This window comes from Kytococcus aerolatus (assembly GCF_900187395.1).
GTDB classification, from domain to species: Bacteria; Actinomycetota; Actinomycetes; order Actinomycetales; family Dermatophilaceae; genus Kytococcus; species Kytococcus aerolatus.
The window spans coordinates 32739-49499 of sequence record NZ_FYEZ01000002.1; the positions used below are offsets into that span (position 1 = coordinate 32739).

A 16761-nucleotide genomic window follows, 5' to 3' on the forward strand; every position below is an offset into this window, starting at 1 on the left:
CAGTCGAAATCGTGAGGACGGTGTCAACTCGTGGATCTCTTCGAGTACCAGGCCCGTGACATGTTCGAGAAGCACGGGGTGCCGGTGCTGGCCGGTGAGGTCGCCACCACCCCCGAAGAGGCTCGAGCTGCCGCGGAGCGCATTGGTGAGAAGTCCGGTGGAGTCGTGGTCGTCAAGGCCCAGGTGAAGACCGGTGGGCGTGGCAAGGCCGGCGGCGTGAAGCTGGCCAAGTCGCCGGAGGAGGCCGAGGAGAACGCCCGCCAGATCCTCGGCATGGACATCAAGGGCCACACGGTCCACCGGGTGATGATCGCCCAGGGGGCCAAGATCGCCGAGGAGTACTACTTCTCGATCCTGCTCGACCGCGCCAACCGCTCCTACCTGGCCATGTGTTCCAAGGAGGGCGGCGTCGAGATCGAGCAGCTCGCCGTCGAGCGTCCCGAGGCCCTGGCCAAGATCGAGATCGACCCGGCCGAGGGCATGACCGACGCCAAGGCGATGGAGATCGTGGAGGCCGCCGGCTTCACCGACTCGAAGGACGAGCTCGCCAAGACCTTCCAGACCCTCTACGGCGTCTACACGAACGAGGACGCCACCCTGGTCGAGGTCAACCCGCTGGTGAAGACCGAGGACGGCGAGATCATCGCCCTCGACGGCAAGGTCACCCTCGACGGGAACTCCGACTTCCGCCAGGAACACCACGCCGCGCTGGAGGACGAGAAGTCCGCCGACCCGCTGGAGGCCAAGGCCAAGGCCAAGGAGCTCAACTACGTGAAGCTCGACGGCAACGTCGGCATCATCGGCAACGGCGCCGGCCTCGTGATGTCCACCCTGGACGTCGTGGCCTACGCCGGCGAGGAGCACACCGGCGGCCGGGCCAAGCCGGCCAACTTCCTCGACATCGGTGGTGGCGCCTCGGCCGAGGTCATGGCCGACGGTCTGGACGTCATCCTCAACGACGAGCAGGTCAAGAGCGTGTTCGTCAACGTCTTCGGTGGCATCACCGCCTGCGACGCCGTGGCCAACGGCATCGTCAAGGCGCTGGAGATGCTGGGCGACGACGCCACCAAGCCGCTGGTCGTCCGCCTCGATGGCAACAACGTCGAGGAGGGCCGCAAGATCCTGGCCGACGCGAACCACCCGCTGGTGAGCATCGCCGACACCATGGACGGCGGCGCCCAGAAGGCTGCCGAGCTCGCTGCGAAGGAGAACTGACAATGGCGATCTTCCTGAACAACGACTCCAAGGTCATCGTCCAGGGCATGACCGGCTCCGAGGGCATGAAGCACACCCAGCGCATGCTCGCGTCGGGCACCACCGTCGTCGGCGGCGTGAACCCGCGCAAGGCCGGCACCGAGGTGGAGTTCGAGGGTGGCCACACGGTCCCCGTCTTCGGCACCGTCAAGGAGGCCATGGAGGCCACCGGCGCGAACGTGTCGGTCCTCTTCGTGCCGCCGAAGTTCTCCAAGGACGCCGTGATGGAGGCCGTCGAGGCCGAGATCGAGCTGGCCGTCGTGATCACCGAGGGCATCCCGGTGCAGGACACCGCCGAGTTCTGGGCCGAGGCCAAGAAGGCCGGCAAGACCCGCATCATCGGCCCGAACTGCCCGGGCATCATCAGCCCCGGCCAGTCGAACGCCGGCATCATCCCGGCGGACATCGCCGGTGCGGGCCGCATCGGCCTGGTGTCCAAGTCGGGCACGCTGACCTACCAGATGATGTACGAGCTGCGTGACTTCGGCTTCTCCACCGCCATCGGCATCGGTGGTGACCCGATCGTGGGCACCACCCACATCGACGCCCTGGAGGCCTTCCAGGCCGACCCGGAGACCGACGCCATCGTGATGATCGGTGAGATCGGCGGTGACGCCGAGGAGCGTGCCGCGGACTACATCAAGGCGAACGTCACCAAGCCGGTCGTCGGCTACGTGGCGGGCTTCACCGCTCCGGAGGGCAAGACGATGGGCCACGCCGGCGCCATCGTGTCCGGCTCCTCCGGCACGGCCGAGGCCAAGAAGGAGGCCCTCGAGGCCGCTGGCGTGAAGGTTGGCAAGACGCCGTCCGAGACCGCTGAGCTCATGCGTGAGATCATGCAGGGCCTGCAGGGCTGACCCAGCTCCTCCGGCACGAGCGCGGGGCGATGGCCCGCTGCGAAGGGGGTGCTCTTCCCGAGGAACTCCTCGGGAAGAGCACCCCCCTTCCTGTCGCTGGCGGGGTTCAGGCTGGAGCGCAGGTCTGCTCGGCGGTCTGGAGGCCCGAGCCGTCCTCACTCACCGGGGTGCCGTCGGCGACGGTGAAGTGCGCCCGATAGCCGCCGATGAAACGCGCGAAGGTGGAGTCGCACCCCACGGCACACTCGGAGTACCCGCCGCCACCGGTGAGGACGTCGTTGCTGAGGGCCACGTCGGCTTCGAGGGCGTAACCGGGCCAAGCGCTGGCCTCACTGCCCAGCAGGGACTCCGGCTGAGTGGTGGTCATGCGGTCCGGGCCCACGTAGGTGAACTCGTACCCCTGGTACTCGACACCGCCCACGTAGCGCGGGGCCACGCGGATGACCTGCCAGTTCCCCTCACCCTGGATGACAGTGAACGGGTTGGCGATGCGGGCCGGGGCGTTCATGTCGGTGGGCAGGCCGAAGGTGCTGGTGAGGGAGTTGCGGGTCACGTTCTGGTGCGGCGAGGTGGTGCTGTCCGAACGCTCGCCCTCGGTGATGCGCCACCCCGGTCCCACGACCATGCCGTTGCTGTCGGAGGGGAGGTCGTTCGTGATGCGGAAGTAACCGTCCCCCGCGTAGCACTGGGAGTAGGAGCCGAGCGAGGCGTCGAAGCAGTAGACGTTGGCCGCCGAGGCGGCGACGGCGCGGGCGGAGGCGGCGACGGCCACGGCCGGCGCCGACCGGGTGAGTCCCTTGGCCACGGTGCGGCGTGAGGTCACGTTCGGGTTCATGCTGGGTCCTTAAGGGGGGAGGCGACATGGAAGTGGGCACGGATTCCGTGCCCACGGAATTCGAAGGTGCGGGAACCCTTCTGGGCGAAGCGACTTCAGGCGGTAAGTGCCGATGTGAGATGAGCCATTCACGGTGCCCCGGGAGCGCCTGGGCGTCGGGGCAGAAGAGTGGTCCGCGCCCTGCCGGATGAGTGGGCGGCACGGTCAACACGCGGGGAGGAGGGTGGGTTCCGGGGAGGCTCGGTGGGAGAGGATGGCCGGGATGTCCGTCACAGACCCCGATCGCTGCTCCCGCCGGTTGCCCGCCCAGCTGGGGCACGTCGTCCTCACCGGTGGCCTGTGGGGTGCCCTGATCAGCCTGCTCGCGCACGGGACGGCCGTGGCGACGGCCTTCCTCGCCTGGGTCAGTGACCCCGCCGGCGGGCACGAGGCGACCGACTCCCTCTCCATCGGGGCGCGAGTGGCTGCTCTGGCGGCAGGAGGAACCATCCCCTTCGGGGCGCCGCTGGAGGCCGAGGGAGAGATCCTGCGCTGGACCCTGACCGGGGGCCCGCTGCTGCTGACACTCCTCTCCGCGGTGATGCTGGCGCGGATCGTCCGTCGGGTCGTCCGCCGCGCCGGGCTGGCCTCGCGGGAGGCCTGCGGCGTCGCGGCGGGGGCTGCCCTGGCGCACTGGGTCACCGGCGCCCTCCTGCTGGTCGGGCTGGCCGGGCAGGAGGCCCTCTCGGGGCGCTGGGTGGCGCTCTCGCTGCTCGCCTCCGTGCTCCCCGCCGCCTGGGGGCTGCTGCGGGGCGTCCCCCCGCAGCTGGTGGACGTCTGGTTCGGGAGCTGGCCGGGTGACCTGGGGGAGGTGCTGCAGGACGCGGCCCGGCCAGCCCGGGCGGCTGCCCGCCGGCTGCTCCTCGCGGGTGCCCTGGTGCCGGCCCTGCTCCTCGTCACGCGCTTCCCCGAGGTCCAGCGCGCCCACGATGCCCTCGGCCTCGACGTCTCCGGGGGCGTGCTGCTGACGCTGGCCCAGCTCGGATGGGCCCCGAACGCCGCGACCTGGGGGCTGGCCTGGCTGTCGGGCCCGGGGGTCGAGCTCGGAGGGGCCACGTTCACCCCGGGTGGGGCCGGGGCGGGATCGCTGCCCGCGATCCCGGCTCTGGCAGCGCTCCCGGTGGCCGGGGGGCTCCACCCCCTGTGGTGGTCCGTGACCCTGGTGCCGGTGGCCGTCGGGTGGATGGTGCCGCCGCAGGTGCGCCGCGAGCTGGCGGAGTTCGTGGAGGAGGGAGGGCTGGTCGACATCGCCCTACGGTGCGTGGCCGTGTGCCTCCTACTGGGTCTGGGGGCCGCGCTGCTCGGGGTCTGGGCCGGAGTCGCCATGACCCCGGGGGAGTGGGCCGGCAGTGGCGTGCGCGACGGCTGGTGGGCCGCCCTGGCCGGGTGGGTCGGCCTGGGGGCGCTCGTCCGGCTCGGGGCGGACCTGGCGCGGGAGCGCCTGCTCAGCGACCCTGCGTGAAGCGCGACAGGTCCGTCGTCCAGTCCGTCGTGCAGTCGGCCTCGGCCTGCTGCGTGTTGGCGCCCTGCAGGCAGTCCTGGATCGCCATCGACTGGTCGTAGAAGAGGTAGGGCAGCCCCACGCCGACGACGAGGACGGACACGAGCAGCAAGCCCAGGGCGGTCCACAGGACCACGGGGAGGCGGGCTCGGCCCACCTGCTCCCGGAGCGCCTGCAGGAAGAACCAAGCCGCGGGGAGCAGCGCGACCAAGGCCACAATGTTCCGCGGCATCGACAGCATCCCGAGGAGGGCGCCGGCCAGCAGGAGCAGTCCGGCCCGCTGCGACGCCCGGGATCCCAAGCCCTCCGGGGGAGTCGGTGAGGGGGCTGAACTTCCCTGTGCTGGCACGATTTTCCTGACCTCGGGGGAGTGGGTGGTCGCAGTGGCAGGGAGGGCCCCGGCCATCTCCGGCGGCGGTCCGTGACCCCCGCGGTGCCCGCGAGTGTAGTGGTGCCCGGCACCGAGTCCACCGTGTGAACAGTGTCACGAGCTCTGAGGTTGCGGACGCTGGGCAGCCGGGGTTGATTGGATACAACTCCTCCCACTGAGGGTGGAACCGACGAGGGCCTCACAAGGGCCCAAGAAGGAGAACACCATGCTGAACAAGGACCAGCTCCGCGACCTGCGCAACGGCAACCTGTACGCCGCCAACGGCGACAAGATCGGCTCGATCGGCGAGATCTACCTCGACGACCAGACCAATGAGGCCGAGTGGGTCACCGTGAACACCGGCCTGTTCGGGAACTCCGAGTCCTTCGTGCCGCTGCAGGGTGCCACCGCCTACGAGGACGGCATCCAGGTGCAGTACGACAAGGACAAGGTGAAGGACGCCCCGCGCGTCGAGAACGCCGACCAGCACCTCGACGCCGACCAGGAGGTCGAGCTCTACCGCTACTACGGCCTCGAGACCCCGAGCGCCGGCTACGCCGACACCGCTGCGGCGGGCACCGCCGCCGGCACCGCTGCGACCACCACGACCACCACCCGCACCGAGACCGCGGACATCGACCGCGACCGCGCCGACCTGGACCGCACCCGTGCGGCCGAGATCGACCGCGACCGTGCGGACGTTGACGACGACGCCTCCGTGACCCGCCACGAGGAGCGCCTCAACGTGGGCACCGAGCGCACCCAGACCGGTGGCGCCCGTCTCCGCAAGTTCACCGTCGAGGACGAGCAGACCGTCTCCGTGCCGGTCGAGTCCGAGACCGCCCACGTGACCCGTCGTCCGGTGGACGGCCAGGCCGCCGACGGTGACGCCTTCCGGGACGAGACCATCGAGGTCGACACCTACGCCGAGCGCCCGGTCGTCGAGAAGGAGACCGTCGCCGTCGAGGAGGTCGGTCTGGAGACCGAGAAGCGCACCGAGAACGTCCAGGTCTCCGAGACCCTCCGCAAGGAGCAGGTCGAGATCGACGGTGAGATCGACCAGGACATCGACCGCGACCGTCGATGACCCCACGCCACGGCGTCGCCTGACGCCGACGTGACCAGCGGGCCCACCCCTCGGGGTGGGCCCGCTCGCGTGTGCGGGCCGGGAGCGTCCCCGCCGCTGCGGGTCAGGCCGAGCCCGGCAGCCAGAGCACCCACACCAGCCACGCGCCGGCGGTCATGGCCGGTCCGAAGGCCAGGTGCGTCGACCGGGTGGCGCGGCGCCGGAGCATGAGGACCGTCGCCGCGAGCGCCCCCAGCCCGAAGGCGATCCAGGTGCCCAGCAGGACGGGTGCCCATCCCAGGAGCCCCAGCACGGTGCCCACCGGGAGGGCGAGCTTCACGTCCCCCAGCCCGATCCCGCCGCGCGTCAGCACCGAGAGCAGCAGGTAGGCGGCCGCCAGGCCCGTGCCGGCCACCAGTGCCCGGCCGAGGCCCGCGAGGTCCCCCGAGGGCAGCGTCAGCAGTGCCGTGCCACCGGCAGCCACCAGCGCCATCGGGCGGGTGAGGTCGTTCGGAAGACGGTGGACGTCCAGGTCCACTGCGCAGGCCGTCACGGCCAGCGCGAGCAGCGTCCCCGCCAGGAGGGCGGACACCGTGAGGTGCAGCGGGTGCTCGCCCGCGGTGCGGGCCGACTCCCCGAGGACCCCCGCCGGCACCCCGGCCCCCACACCGAGGGCGACCTGCACCCCGCCGAAGCGGGGGAGGGGACGGGGCTCGTCCGTGGGGCGCCGGTGACCGCCGGACGCGAGCCAGCGCCGCAGCGGTCCGCCGAGCAGCGCGGCGAGCGTGGCGGCGAGGCACCCGAGGAAGGCGGTGGTCATCACACGCGCCAACCTAGGCCAGTCGATCGCCACCGGGCCGGGAGCCGTCCACACCCGCCGGTATCCTTCCCCCGTGACCGATCACCTGGCCCTGGGCCCTGCAGCCGGCCGCCTGCGCGTGGTCGTCCTCCTCTCCGGCGCCGGCTCCACCGCCCAGGCGGTGTTCGACGCCGCGGCCGCACCCGACTGCCCCTTCGAGGTGGTCGCCGTCCTGGCCGACCGGCGGGCCGAGGGGCTGGAGCGCGCCGCTGCCGCCGGCATCGCCACCGAGGTGGTGGCCCCGGCCGAGCACCCCGACCGTGACGCGTGGAATGCCGCCCTGGCCGCCCGGGTGTCCGCCCACCGGCCCGAGCTCGTGCTCTCCGCCGGGTTCATGCGCATCCTCGGGTCCGCCTACCTGGCCGCCCACGGGGGGCGCACGATCAACGCCCACCCGGCCCTCCTGCCCGCCTTCCCCGGGGCCCACGGCGTGCGTGACGCCCTCGCCCACGGGGTGGCCGTGACCGGCTGCACCCTCCACGTGGTGGACGCGGGCACCGACACCGGCCCGATCCTCGACCAGCGCGCCGTCCGGGTGGAGGCGGGCGACGACGAGGCCACCCTCCACGAGCGCATCAAGACCGCCGAGCGGGAGCTGCTCGTGACCACCCTGAACCGCATCGCCACCGGCGGTGTGCAGATCCGCGACCGAAAGGCCCTCTGGACATGACCGAGACCACCCAGCCGATCCGCCGTGCGCTGCTGAGCGTCTTCGACAAGACCGGACTCGACGAGCTCGCCCGCGGACTGGCCGAGGCGGGCGTCGAGCTCGTGTCCTCCGGCGGCACCGCCGCCCACCTGGAGGGCCTCGGCCTGCCGGTCACGAAGGTGGAGGAGGTCACCGGCTTCCCCGAGTGCCTCGATGGCCGGGTGAAGACCCTGCACCCGCACATCCACGCCGGGATCCTCGCCGACCGCACCCGCGAGGACCACCGCCAGCAGCTCGCCGAGCTCGGCGTCGCCGCCTTCGACCTCGTGGTGGTGAACCTCTACCCCTTCCAGGAGACCGTCGCCTCGGGGGCCGGGTACCAGGACGTCGTGGAGAAGATCGACATCGGCGGCCCCTCGATGGTGCGTGGCGCGGCGAAGAACCACGCCTCCGTGGCCATCGTCGTGGACCCCGCCGAGTACCCCGCCACCCTGGAGGCCGTCCGGGCCGGTGGCCTCGACCTGGCCGCCCGCCGCCGGCTGGCCGCCGCGGCCTTCGCCCACACCGCCGAGTACGACGCCGCCGTGGCCCGCTGGACCGCCGAGCAGGTGGCCGCCGGGGCCGGGCCGACCGGCCAGGTCGTGCCGGACGCTGCGGCGTCCTCCGCGGGCGAGGCGTTCCCGGCCCGGATCACCCCGACCTGGAGCCTGGGCGAGACCCTGCGCTACGGCGAGAACCCGCACCAGGCCGCCGCCCTCTACACCGACGGGGAGGGTGGGGGCGTGGCCGGCGCCCGCCAGCTGCACGGCAAGGCGATGAGCTACAACAACTACGTGGACGCCGACGCCGCCTGGCGGGCCGCCCACGACCACGGCGACCAGCCCTGCGTGGCCGTCATCAAGCACGCCAACCCGTGCGGGATCGCCGTGGGGCGCGACATCGCCGAGGCCCACGCCCGCGCCCACGCCTGCGACCCCGTGAGCGCCTTCGGCGGCATCATCGCCGCGAACCGCGAGGTCACCGCGGAGATGGCCCGGACGGTGAAGGACATCTTCACCGAGGTCGTCATCGCGCCCTCCTTCGCCGACGAGGCGGTGGAGATCCTCACCGCCAAGAAGAACATCCGCCTGCTCACCGCCGCGGCGCCGGTGCGGGAGGGGTTGGAGCTGCGCCCCGTCTCCGGGGGCGTGCTCGTCCAGGAGCGCGACACCGTGCAGGCCCGTCTCGAGGGCGAGGAGGGCACGCCGGGCGGTGACGACGCCGCCACCTGGCAGCTCGTGGCCGGCGAGGCCGCGGACGAGGCCACCCTGGCCGACCTGCAGTTCGCCTGGCGGGCCGTGCGCGCCGTGAAGTCCAACGCCATCCTCCTGGCCCGCGACGGCGCCAGCGTCGGCATCGGCATGGGGCAGGTCAACCGGGTGGACTCCTGCCACCTCGCCGTCCAGCGCGCCGGTGAGGACCGGGCGCGGGGCGCCGTGGCCGCCAGCGACGCCTTCTTCCCCTTCGCCGACGGGCTCCAGGTGCTCGTCGACGCCGGGATCCGGGCCGTCGTCCAGCCCGGTGGCTCGATGCGTGACGCCGAGGTCGTCGAGGCCGCGCAGGCCGCGGGCCTCACGATGTACCTCACCGGCGCCCGCCACTTCGCCCACTGAGACGGGCGGGTCCCGAGCCCCGCTCTCGCGGACCCGAACCCGCTCCACGGCCCCGGTGGTGACCCGCCGGGGCCGTGGGACGATACGGGCATGACCGCACGCATCCTCGACGGCAGGGCCACGCTGAAGGCCATCAAGGGCGAGCTCGCGGGGCGGCTCAGCGCCCTGCTGGACGCCGGACACACGCCGGGCCTGGCCACGATCCTCGTGGGGGAGGACCCCGGCAGCCAGTGGTACGTCGGTGCCAAGCACAAGGACTGCGCCGAGATCGGCCTGCCCAGCTTCCGGCACGACCTGCCCGCCGACACCCCGCAGGCCGAGGTGGAGGCGCTCATCGACGAGCTCAACGCCGACGACCGGGTGACCTCCTTCCTCGTGCAGCAGCCCACCGGGCTCGACGAGTTCGCCCTGCTCTCCCGGGTGGCCCCCTCCAAGGACGTCGACGGTCTGCACCCCTGGAACCTCGGGGCCCTCGCCCACGGCGTGGAGGCCCCGGTGGCCTGCACCCCGGCCGGGATCGTCGAGATCCTGCGCCGCCACGAGGTGCCGCTGGCCGGCGCCCACGTGGTCGTCGTCGGTCGCGGGCTGACCGTCGGCCGTCCCCTCTCGCTCCTGCTGGCCACCCGCGAGGTCAACGCCACCGTCACCGTGGTGCACACCGGGACCCGCGACATGGCCGCCCACCTGCGCAGCGCCGATGTCATCGTGGCCGCCTCCGGCGTGCCCGGCATGATCACCCCCGAGCTCGTGAAGCCCGGCGCGGCCGTTCTCGACGTGGGCGTCTCCCGGGTGGACGGGAAGATCGTCGGGGACGTGGCCCCCGAGGTGGCCGAGGTGGCCGGCTGGCTCACCCCCAACCCCGGTGGGGTGGGCCCGATGACCCGCGCCATGCTGCTCAGCAACGTGGTGGCCGCCGCGGAGCGTGACGCCGCCCGTGACTGACCCGCAGCCGCTGGAGCACCCACCCGGGGTGCGCCGCACCGGGCGCGGCCTGCCGGGAGCGCTGCGGGACCAGCAGGGGCCCCCGGTCCGCCCGGACGAGCGAGCCCGTGACCTGGGGGCCTGGTGGGCCACCGCCGCGCTCGTGCTCGTCGGGCTGGGCATCGTCCTGGCCGGCCACCTGCGCGCCGGGGGGATGGTCGTGACCGCGGGCCTCGGCCTCGGGGCCGTCCTGCGCGCGCTCCTGCCCCCGGAGCTGGCCGGCGGCCTCGTGGTGCGCTCCCTGCCCTTCGACCTCGTCGCCTGGACGCTGGCCGCGGCCGGCGTGCTCGCCGGGGTCCTCCTGGTGCGCGTCTGAGCGGTCGACCCGCACGCGGAGCGGCCCGGGAACCCTCGTGGGGTTCCCGGGCCGCTCCGACGGTCCCGCGGGGCTCAGCCCTGGATGAGGCCCTTCTCGGTGACGGTGTCGCGCTCCTCGGTGAGCTCGGCCACCGAGGCGTCGATCCGGCCGCGCGAGAACTCGTCGATCTCCAGGCCCTGGACGATCTCCCAGTCACCGTCCTTCGTGGTGACGGGGAAGGACGAGATCAGGCCCTCCGGCACGCCGTAGGAGCCGTCGGAGCGCACGGCCATCGAGGTCCAGTCACCCTCCGGGGTGCCCTGCAGCCACAGGCGGGTGTGCTCGATGGTGGCGTTCGCGGCCGAGGCGGCTGAGGAGGAGCCACGGGCCTCGATGATCGCCGCGCCGCGCTGGGCCACGGTCGGGATGAAGTCGTTCTCGATCCAGGCCTGGTCGCCGATGACCTCGGCGGCGTTCCGCCCGCCGATCTCGGCGTGGAAGAGGTCCGGGTACTGGGTGGCGGAGTGGTTGCCCCAGATGGTCATCTTCGTGACCTCGGGGGTGCTCACGCTGGCCTTCTGCGCGGCCTGGGTCAGGGCACGGTTGTGGTCCAGCCGGGTCAGGGCGCTGAAGCGCTCGGTCGGGATGTCCGGCGCGTTGTGCATCGCGATGAGCGCGTTCGTGTTCGCCGGGTTGCCGGTCACGGTGATGCGCACGTCGTCGGCCGCGTGGTCGTTGAGGGCCTTGCCCTGACCGGTGAAGATCTGGCCGTTGGCCTCGAGCAGGTCGGAGCGCTCCATGCCCTTGCCGCGCGGGCGGGCGCCCACCAGCATGGCGACGTTCACGCCGTCGAACACGGTGTTCGCGTCGTCACTGATCTCCACGGAGTCCAGCAGCGGGAAGGCGCAGTCGTCGAGCTCCATGACGACGCCCTCCAGCGCCTTGAGCGCCGGGGTGATCTCGAGCAGGCGGAGCTGGACCTTCGTGTCCGGGCCGAGCAGCTGTCCGGAGGCGATGCGGAAGAGCAGCGAGTAGCAGATCTGGCCTGCGGCGCCGGTGACGGCGACCTTCACGGGGGTGGTCACGAAGAGCCTCCTGGAGGGGCGATGACGGGTACGTCTGTCAACCCCACGGTACTGCCTGCCAGAATGGCGCCATGACTGTCCCCTCCCCGACCCCCTCCTCGGTCCGCGTCTTCTCCGGGATGCAGCCGACCAGCGACTCGCTGCACCTGGGCAACTACCTCGGTGCGCTCGCCCAGTGGGGGCCGCTCCAGGACGACCACGAGGCCGTCTTCAGCGTGGTGGACCTCCACGCCGTCACCCTGCCCATGGATCCGGCCGTACTGCGCGAGCGCACCCGTCGCACCGCGGCGCAGTACATCGCCGGCGGTGTCGACCCCGAGCGGTCCACGCTGTTCGTGCAGTCCCACGTGCCCGAGCACTCGGAGCTGGCCTGGCTCCTGAACTGCCTGACCGGCTTCGGCGAGGCGAGCCGGATGACGCAGTTCAAGGACAAGACCGCCAAGCAGGAGGCCGGCGCCGCCTCGGTGGGTCTGTTCACCTACCCGATGCTCATGGCCGCCGACATCCTGCTCTACGACACCGCCCTGGTGCCGGTCGGCGACGACCAGGTGCAGCACGTCGAGCTCACCCGGGACCTCGCCCAGCGCTTCAACCACCGCTTCGGCGACACCCTCGTGGTGCCGGAGTACCGCGTCAACAGCTCGACCGCGCGGATCATGGACCTGCAGGACCCCACGAGCAAGATGAGCAAGTCGGCCGCGACCGACAAGGGCGTCATCTGGCTGCTGGAGGACGCCAAGCGATCCGCCAAGAAGATCCGCTCGGCGGTCACGGACAACGACGGTGTCATCGCCCACGACCGCGAGGCCAAGCCCGGTGTCACCAACCTGCTCGACATCCACTCCGCGGCCACCGGGGAGAGCATCGACCAGCTCCTCGAGCGCTTCGAGGGGCAGGGGTACGGCGCGCTGAAGGTGTCCACCGCCGAGGCCGTCGACGCCCTGCTCGCCCCGGCCCGGGAGAAGGCCGACGAGCTGCTCGCCGACCCGGCCGAGCTCGATCGCGTCCTGGCCCGGGGCGCCGAGCGCGCCCGGGAGATGGCGGCCCCGACGCTCGCGCGCGTGCGGGAGGCCATGGGCTTCCTCCCGCCGCAGGCATGAGGAGGTAGGCGCCATGACCATGGACGTCGGCATCTCGCTGGCCGTCCCGGCCCCCTGGGGGGACGAGATCCGTGCCATCCGTCGCGATCTCGGGGACGTGCTGGCCCACCAGGTGCCCACCCACATCACGGTGCTCCCGCCGCTCACGGTCTTCCGGGCCGACCGGCAGACCATCGGGGAGCACCTCTCCGAGGCCGCCCGGACCGTCGAGCCCTTCACCGTCGAGCTCCGGGGCACCGACACCTTCCGCCCCGTCTCCCCGGTGGTCTTCCTGCCGCTGGTGCAGGGGGCGGACGAGTGCCGGACCCTCGCCGAGGCGGTCAACCGGGGCCCGCTCGGGGTGCCCCTGAAGTTCCCCTACCACCCGCACGTGACCGTGGTGCAGAACGTGCCGGAGGAGGTCCTGGACGCCGCCGCGGAGCAGATGCAGGACTACCACGCCGTCTTCCAGGTGGAGCAGCTCACGCGCTACGTGGCCGGCCCGGACGGGGCGTGGCGCCCGCTGGACTCCTGGTACCTCGGCAGCGGCGAGGCCGTGAGCCTCTGAGGGCTCAGACCACTCGCCGGCTGTCGCGGTGCAGCGGGACCACCTGCTCGTAGTACTCGAGGAGGCGGTCCACCATCGCGCTCCAGCTGCGCCCCTCCACCTTCGCGCGCCCGGCCACGGCCATCCGCTCCCGCTCGTCCGCGGCGTCCGGGGGCAGGACGAGCTTCTCGACCTCCTCGCGGAGCGAGCCGGGCCGGTCGGGGTCGAACAGGTAACCGGTGCCGCCGTGGTCCACCAGGTCGATCGGGCCGCCCCGCCGCGGCGCGATGACCGGCAGCCCGGAGGCCGCGGCCTCCTGCAGGGTCTGGCCGAAGGTCTCCCGGGTGCCGGCGTGGAGGAAGAGGTCGAAGGCGGCGTAGGCGTCCGCCAGCTCGTCGCCCTCCCGGCGTCCGAGGAAGACGCCGTCGGGGAACTGATGGGCCAGCAGCTCCCGGCTCGGCCCGTCCCCGACGAAGACCATGCGGGTGCCCGGCAGGTCCGCCAGCTCCAGGAAGCGGTGCAGCTCCTTCTCCGGGGCCAGCCGGCCCACGTAGCCCAGCAGCACCTCGCCGTTCGGGGCGAGCTCGGAGCGCATCCGCCGGACCGCGTCGGTGGCCTTCCGGTCGGGGTGGAAGAGCTTGGCGTCCACCCCGCGCCCCCAGAGGTCGGTGCGGGGGATGTCGTGCTCCCGCAGCTCATCGAGCGCCGACTGGGAGGGGGCCAGGGTGAGATCCGCCTGGGCGTGGATCCGGCGGATCCAGCGCCAGGCCGCGTTGGCCGCGATGTACCCGGCCGGCCCGGCGTGCTGGCGGATGTAGCTGGGCATGTCGGTCTGGTAGATCGCCACCGTGGGGATCCGCAGCTGGCGGGCCACCGAGAGCCCCCGCACACCGAGGACGAAGGGGGAGGCGATGTGGGCGACGTCCGGCTTGAAGCCGCGGAAGACCGCCTCGGTGTCGTAGCCCGGCATGCCGACCCGGTGCCCGCGCACCGGCACCGAGGCCACCGGGTGCACGGGGAAGCCCGCGTAGGTGGTGGGCACCTGGTCCTCCGGGGAGAGCGTGGAGGAGCGGGGGCACACGACGGCTGCCTCGTGACCCTTGTCGGCCAGGCACTCCAGCACCTTGCAGACGCTGGTGGTGACCCCGTTGAGGGCGGGAAGGAAGGATTCGGTGACGATCGCGACGCGCACCACGTCACGGTGCCCCGCCGTGGGTCCGCTTGTCCACCGTGGCGCGCCGGTAAGGTCATGCCCATGACGAGTGCGGCGCAGGAGACCCCCGTCGGGGGACAGGGGATGGACGACTTCTGGGGGGTCGTGCCGGCAGGGGGCTCGGGGACGCGGCTGTGGCCCGTCTCACGCTCCTCGGCACCGAAGTTCCTGCAGGACATGACCGGCGGGGGGCGCTCAATGCTGCAGGCCACCCTCGACCGGCTCCGCCCGCTGACCGGGGACCGGCTCACGGTCGTGACCGGGGCGGCCCACGCCGACCGGGTCCGTGAGCAGCTCGCCGGAGAGGCCCTCGGTGGCTCCCTGCCCGGGCTCGGGGCCGACGGGCTCGTCGTGGAACCCTCCCCGCGGGAGTCGATGCCGGCGATCGGCTTGGCCGCGGCGATCATCGCCCGCCACCACCCGGACGCCGTGATCGGCTCCTTCGCCGCCGACCACGTGGTCGGCGACCTGGACACCTTCCACGCCTGCGTCACCGAGGCCGTCGCCGTGGCACGCACCGGCAAGCTCGTGACCATCGGCATCGAGCCGACCCGGCCGGCCACCGGTTTCGGGTACATCCGGCTCGGCGAGCCGCTGGCCGTGGAGGGCGCCCCCTCCGCCCGCGAGGTGGCCTCCTTCCGGGAGAAGCCGGAGCGGGAGCTCGCCGAGCAGTTCCTCGCCGACGGCGGGTACCGGTGGAACGCGGGCATGTTCGTGGTCCGGGCGCAGGTGCTGCTGGACCTGCTGGCCCGGGAGCACCCGGACATGGTCGAGGCCCTCACCGCCATCGCCGCCGCCGACGACCTGGCCCCGATGGACGAGCTCTGGCCCGACATCACGAAGATCGCCATCGACCACGCCGTCGCCGAGCCCGCGGCCGCCGCCGGGGACGTGGCCTGCGTGCCCGGTGATTTCCCCTGGGACGACGTCGGTGACTTCGGGTCGCTCGGCGCCGTGCTCGGGCGGGTCGGCGCCGGCCGCATCGTGGACGGCCTGGTGACCACGGGGGCCGGCGAGGTGATCGGCCAGGAGTCCAGCGGGTTCGTCATGACCACCACCGGCCGCACCGTCGTGGCCCTGGGCCTGGAGGACGTCGTCGTGGTGGACACCCCCGACGCCGTGCTCGTGACCACCCGGGACCGCGCCCAGGAGGTCAAGCAGGTCGTGGCCCGCCTCGAGGAGCTCCAGCGGAAGGACCTCACGTGACCATGCAGGAGAAGCTGCTGCTGGAGGGCTACGAGCGGGTCGTCCGCCCGCTGCTCTTCCGCGCCGGCGACGGCGACGCCGAGACCGCCCACCACACCGCCCTGCGCCTCGGGGCCGCGGCGGCCCGGGTGCCCGGTGCGCTCGCGGCCCTGCGGGGACTGACCCGGGTGCCGGGCAGCCCGCGCACCGTCGCCGGGATCACCTTCCCCAACGCCGTGGGGCTGGCCGCGGGGGTGGACAAGGACGCCCACGCGCTGCCCCTCTGGGAGGCCCTCGGCTTCGGGCACGTCGAGCTGGGGACGGTCACCCCGCGCCCCCAGCCGGGCAACCCGACCCCGCGCGTGCACCGGCTCGTGGAGAGCCGCGCCGTGCTCAACGCCATGGGCTTCCCCAACGACGGCGTCGACCTGGTCGTGGCCCGGCTGCGCGTCGCCCGCGCGGAGGGGCTGACCATCCCGGTCGGCCTGTCGATCGGCAAGAACAAGGACACCCCGCTGGAGGCCGCGGCCGACGACTACGTCGCCTGCGTCCGCGCCGCCGCCGGCCTGCCGGACTACCTGGCGGTCAACGTCTCCTCCCCGAACACCCCGGGGCTGCGGGGGCTGCAGGACGCCGCGCCGCTGCGGGCCCTGCTCACCGCCACCACCCGGGCCGAGACGGAGCGGGCCGCGGCCGCCGGCCAGGAGCCCACCCCGGTGTTCGTCAAGCTCTCCCCGGACATGGACAACGCCGCCCTCATGGAGGTGGCCGTCATCGCCCAGGAGGCCGGGTGCGCGGCGCTCGTCGCGACGAACACCACCCTGGACCGCACCACCCTCGACCCCGGCACCGCCCGGCGCATCGGCACGGCGGGGGAGGAGGGCTCCCTGCCCGGCGGTCTCTCGGGGGCTCCGCTGACCTCCCGTGCCCACGAGGTGATCAGCCTGCTGGCGGCCTCCTGCGACCTGCCCCTGGTGGGCGTGGGCGGGATCATGACCCCCGCCGACGCCCACGCCCTGCGGGAGGCCGGCGCCGAGCTCGTGCAGGTGTACACCGGGTTCATCTACGGCGGGCCGGCCCTGGTCGCCGGGATCGCCCGCCGCTGCTGAGCGGGGATCTCGCTGCGGGGCGACACGCCGGTGCCGGAGATCTGCCCGCCGTGGCCCGTGTCCGGGGGCAGATCTCCGGCACCGGCCCGGCGGGCCGCCAAAGGCTCCCTCGTCGACCGTCGGATGCGGGACACCGCCCGAACGCGCCGGTCGGCGCCCCCGCCGCGGCCTAGGGTTCCTGC

17 protein-coding genes are annotated in these 16761 nt (G+C 72.9%); 12 read left to right on the top strand and 5 right to left on the bottom strand.

From position 1 onward, the window contains the following. Nucleotides 1-30: 30 nt before the first annotated feature. Both sucC and sucD read left to right on the top strand, forming a co-directional pair. Nucleotides 31-1215 carry an ADP-forming succinate--CoA ligase subunit beta gene (gene sucC / locus CFT82_RS07105; RefSeq protein WP_088818404.1) on the top strand — a complete coding sequence of 395 codons (1185 nt, stop codon included), beginning with the start codon at nt 31-33 and terminating at the stop codon, nt 1213-1215. A gap of 2 nt (nt 1216-1217) precedes the next feature. After that, complete coding sequence (gene sucD, locus CFT82_RS07110) at nt 1218-2111, top strand: succinate--CoA ligase subunit alpha (protein ID WP_088818405.1); 894 nt, start codon at nt 1218-1220, stop codon at nt 2109-2111. A gap of 106 nt (nt 2112-2217) precedes the next feature. Here the strand turns inward: sucD and CFT82_RS07115 are convergent, their stop codons facing one another. Further along, nucleotides 2218-2946: a hypothetical protein gene (locus CFT82_RS07115; RefSeq protein ID WP_088818406.1), complete on the bottom strand. Its 729-nt coding sequence runs from the start codon at nt 2944-2946 to the stop codon at nt 2218-2220. A 262-nt stretch (nt 2947-3208) separates the two neighbouring features. Here CFT82_RS07115 and CFT82_RS07120 point away from each other — a divergent pair, with 262 nt between their 5' ends. Beyond that, nucleotides 3209-4447 carry a cell division protein PerM gene (locus tag CFT82_RS07120; RefSeq protein WP_143469552.1) on the top strand — a complete coding sequence of 413 codons (1239 nt, stop codon included), beginning with the start codon at nt 3209-3211 and terminating at the stop codon, nt 4445-4447. Here the strand turns inward: CFT82_RS07120 and CFT82_RS07125 are convergent. After that, entirely contained in the window at nt 4431-4718 is a 288-nt protein-coding gene (locus tag CFT82_RS07125) for a hypothetical protein (protein WP_143469554.1), read from the bottom strand. The two genes, CFT82_RS07120 and CFT82_RS07125, sit on opposite strands and share 17 nt — an antisense overlap. Nucleotides 4719-5082: 364 nt before the next feature. Here CFT82_RS07125 and CFT82_RS07130 point away from each other — a divergent pair, with 364 nt between their 5' ends. After that, entirely contained in the window at nt 5083-5943 is an 861-nt protein-coding gene (locus CFT82_RS07130; RefSeq protein WP_088818409.1) for a DUF2382 domain-containing protein, read from the top strand. A gap of 103 nt (nt 5944-6046) precedes the next feature. Here CFT82_RS07130 and CFT82_RS07135 read toward each other — a convergent pair whose 3' ends face one another. After that, nucleotides 6047-6742, bottom strand: coding sequence for a prepilin peptidase (locus CFT82_RS07135; RefSeq protein WP_088818410.1), 696 nt, complete (start codon nt 6740-6742; stop codon nt 6047-6049). A 73-nt stretch (nt 6743-6815) separates the two neighbouring features. On the opposite strand from CFT82_RS07135, the gene purN reads away from it, so the two are divergent. The 4 genes from purN (at nt 6816) to CFT82_RS07155 (ending at nt 10379) form a co-directional block, all read left to right on the top strand. Next, the gene (purN, locus tag CFT82_RS07140; protein WP_088818411.1) at nt 6816-7451 is read left to right on the top strand and encodes a phosphoribosylglycinamide formyltransferase; all 636 of its coding nucleotides are present in this window, start codon (nt 6816-6818) and stop codon (nt 7449-7451) included. Continuing rightward, entirely contained in the window at nt 7448-9082 is a 1635-nt protein-coding gene (purH, locus tag CFT82_RS07145) for a bifunctional phosphoribosylaminoimidazolecarboxamide formyltransferase/IMP cyclohydrolase (RefSeq protein ID WP_088818412.1), read from the top strand. Before purN ends, purH begins: the two co-directional genes overlap by 4 nt. Before the next feature lie 90 nt (nt 9083-9172). Continuing rightward, nucleotides 9173-10024 (top strand): bifunctional 5,10-methylenetetrahydrofolate dehydrogenase/5,10-methenyltetrahydrofolate cyclohydrolase, encoded by an 852-nt coding sequence (locus tag CFT82_RS07150; RefSeq protein WP_088818413.1) that lies wholly within the window; start codon nt 9173-9175, stop codon nt 10022-10024. Continuing rightward, the gene (locus CFT82_RS07155) at nt 10017-10379 is read left to right on the top strand and encodes a DUF3017 domain-containing protein (protein ID WP_159461887.1); all 363 of its coding nucleotides are present in this window, start codon (nt 10017-10019) and stop codon (nt 10377-10379) included. The genes CFT82_RS07150 and CFT82_RS07155 overlap by 8 nt, the downstream gene beginning before the upstream one ends. Before the next feature lie 74 nt (nt 10380-10453). Here the strand turns inward: CFT82_RS07155 and CFT82_RS07160 are convergent, their stop codons facing one another. Then, the gene (locus CFT82_RS07160; protein WP_088818415.1) at nt 10454-11446 is read right to left on the bottom strand and encodes a malate dehydrogenase; all 993 of its coding nucleotides are present in this window, start codon (nt 11444-11446) and stop codon (nt 10454-10456) included. 71 nt (nt 11447-11517) lie between these two features. Between CFT82_RS07160 and trpS the strand changes: the two genes are divergently transcribed. Next, nucleotides 11518-12546, top strand: coding sequence for a tryptophan--tRNA ligase (gene trpS, locus CFT82_RS07165; RefSeq protein WP_088818416.1), 1029 nt, complete (start codon nt 11518-11520; stop codon nt 12544-12546). Nucleotides 12547-12559: 13 nt separating this feature from the next. Beyond that, entirely contained in the window at nt 12560-13093 is a 534-nt protein-coding gene (locus CFT82_RS07170) for a 2'-5' RNA ligase family protein (RefSeq protein WP_088818417.1), read from the top strand. Between the two features lie 4 nt (nt 13094-13097). Here the strand turns inward: CFT82_RS07170 and CFT82_RS07175 are convergent, their stop codons facing one another. Next, nucleotides 13098-14264, bottom strand: coding sequence for a glycosyltransferase family 4 protein (locus tag CFT82_RS07175; protein WP_088818819.1), 1167 nt, complete (start codon nt 14262-14264; stop codon nt 13098-13100). Between the two features lie 57 nt (nt 14265-14321). On the opposite strand from CFT82_RS07175, the gene CFT82_RS07180 reads away from it, so the two are divergent. Together CFT82_RS07180 and CFT82_RS07185 are read left to right on the top strand one after the other, a co-directional pair. Then, nucleotides 14322-15491, top strand: a complete 1170-nt coding sequence (locus CFT82_RS07180) for a mannose-1-phosphate guanylyltransferase (protein WP_407656028.1) — start codon at nt 14322-14324, stop codon at nt 15489-15491. A 2-nt stretch (nt 15492-15493) separates the two neighbouring features. Further along, entirely contained in the window at nt 15494-16579 is a 1086-nt protein-coding gene (locus tag CFT82_RS07185) for a quinone-dependent dihydroorotate dehydrogenase (protein WP_088818419.1), read from the top strand. Nucleotides 16580-16761: the final 182 nt, after the last annotated feature.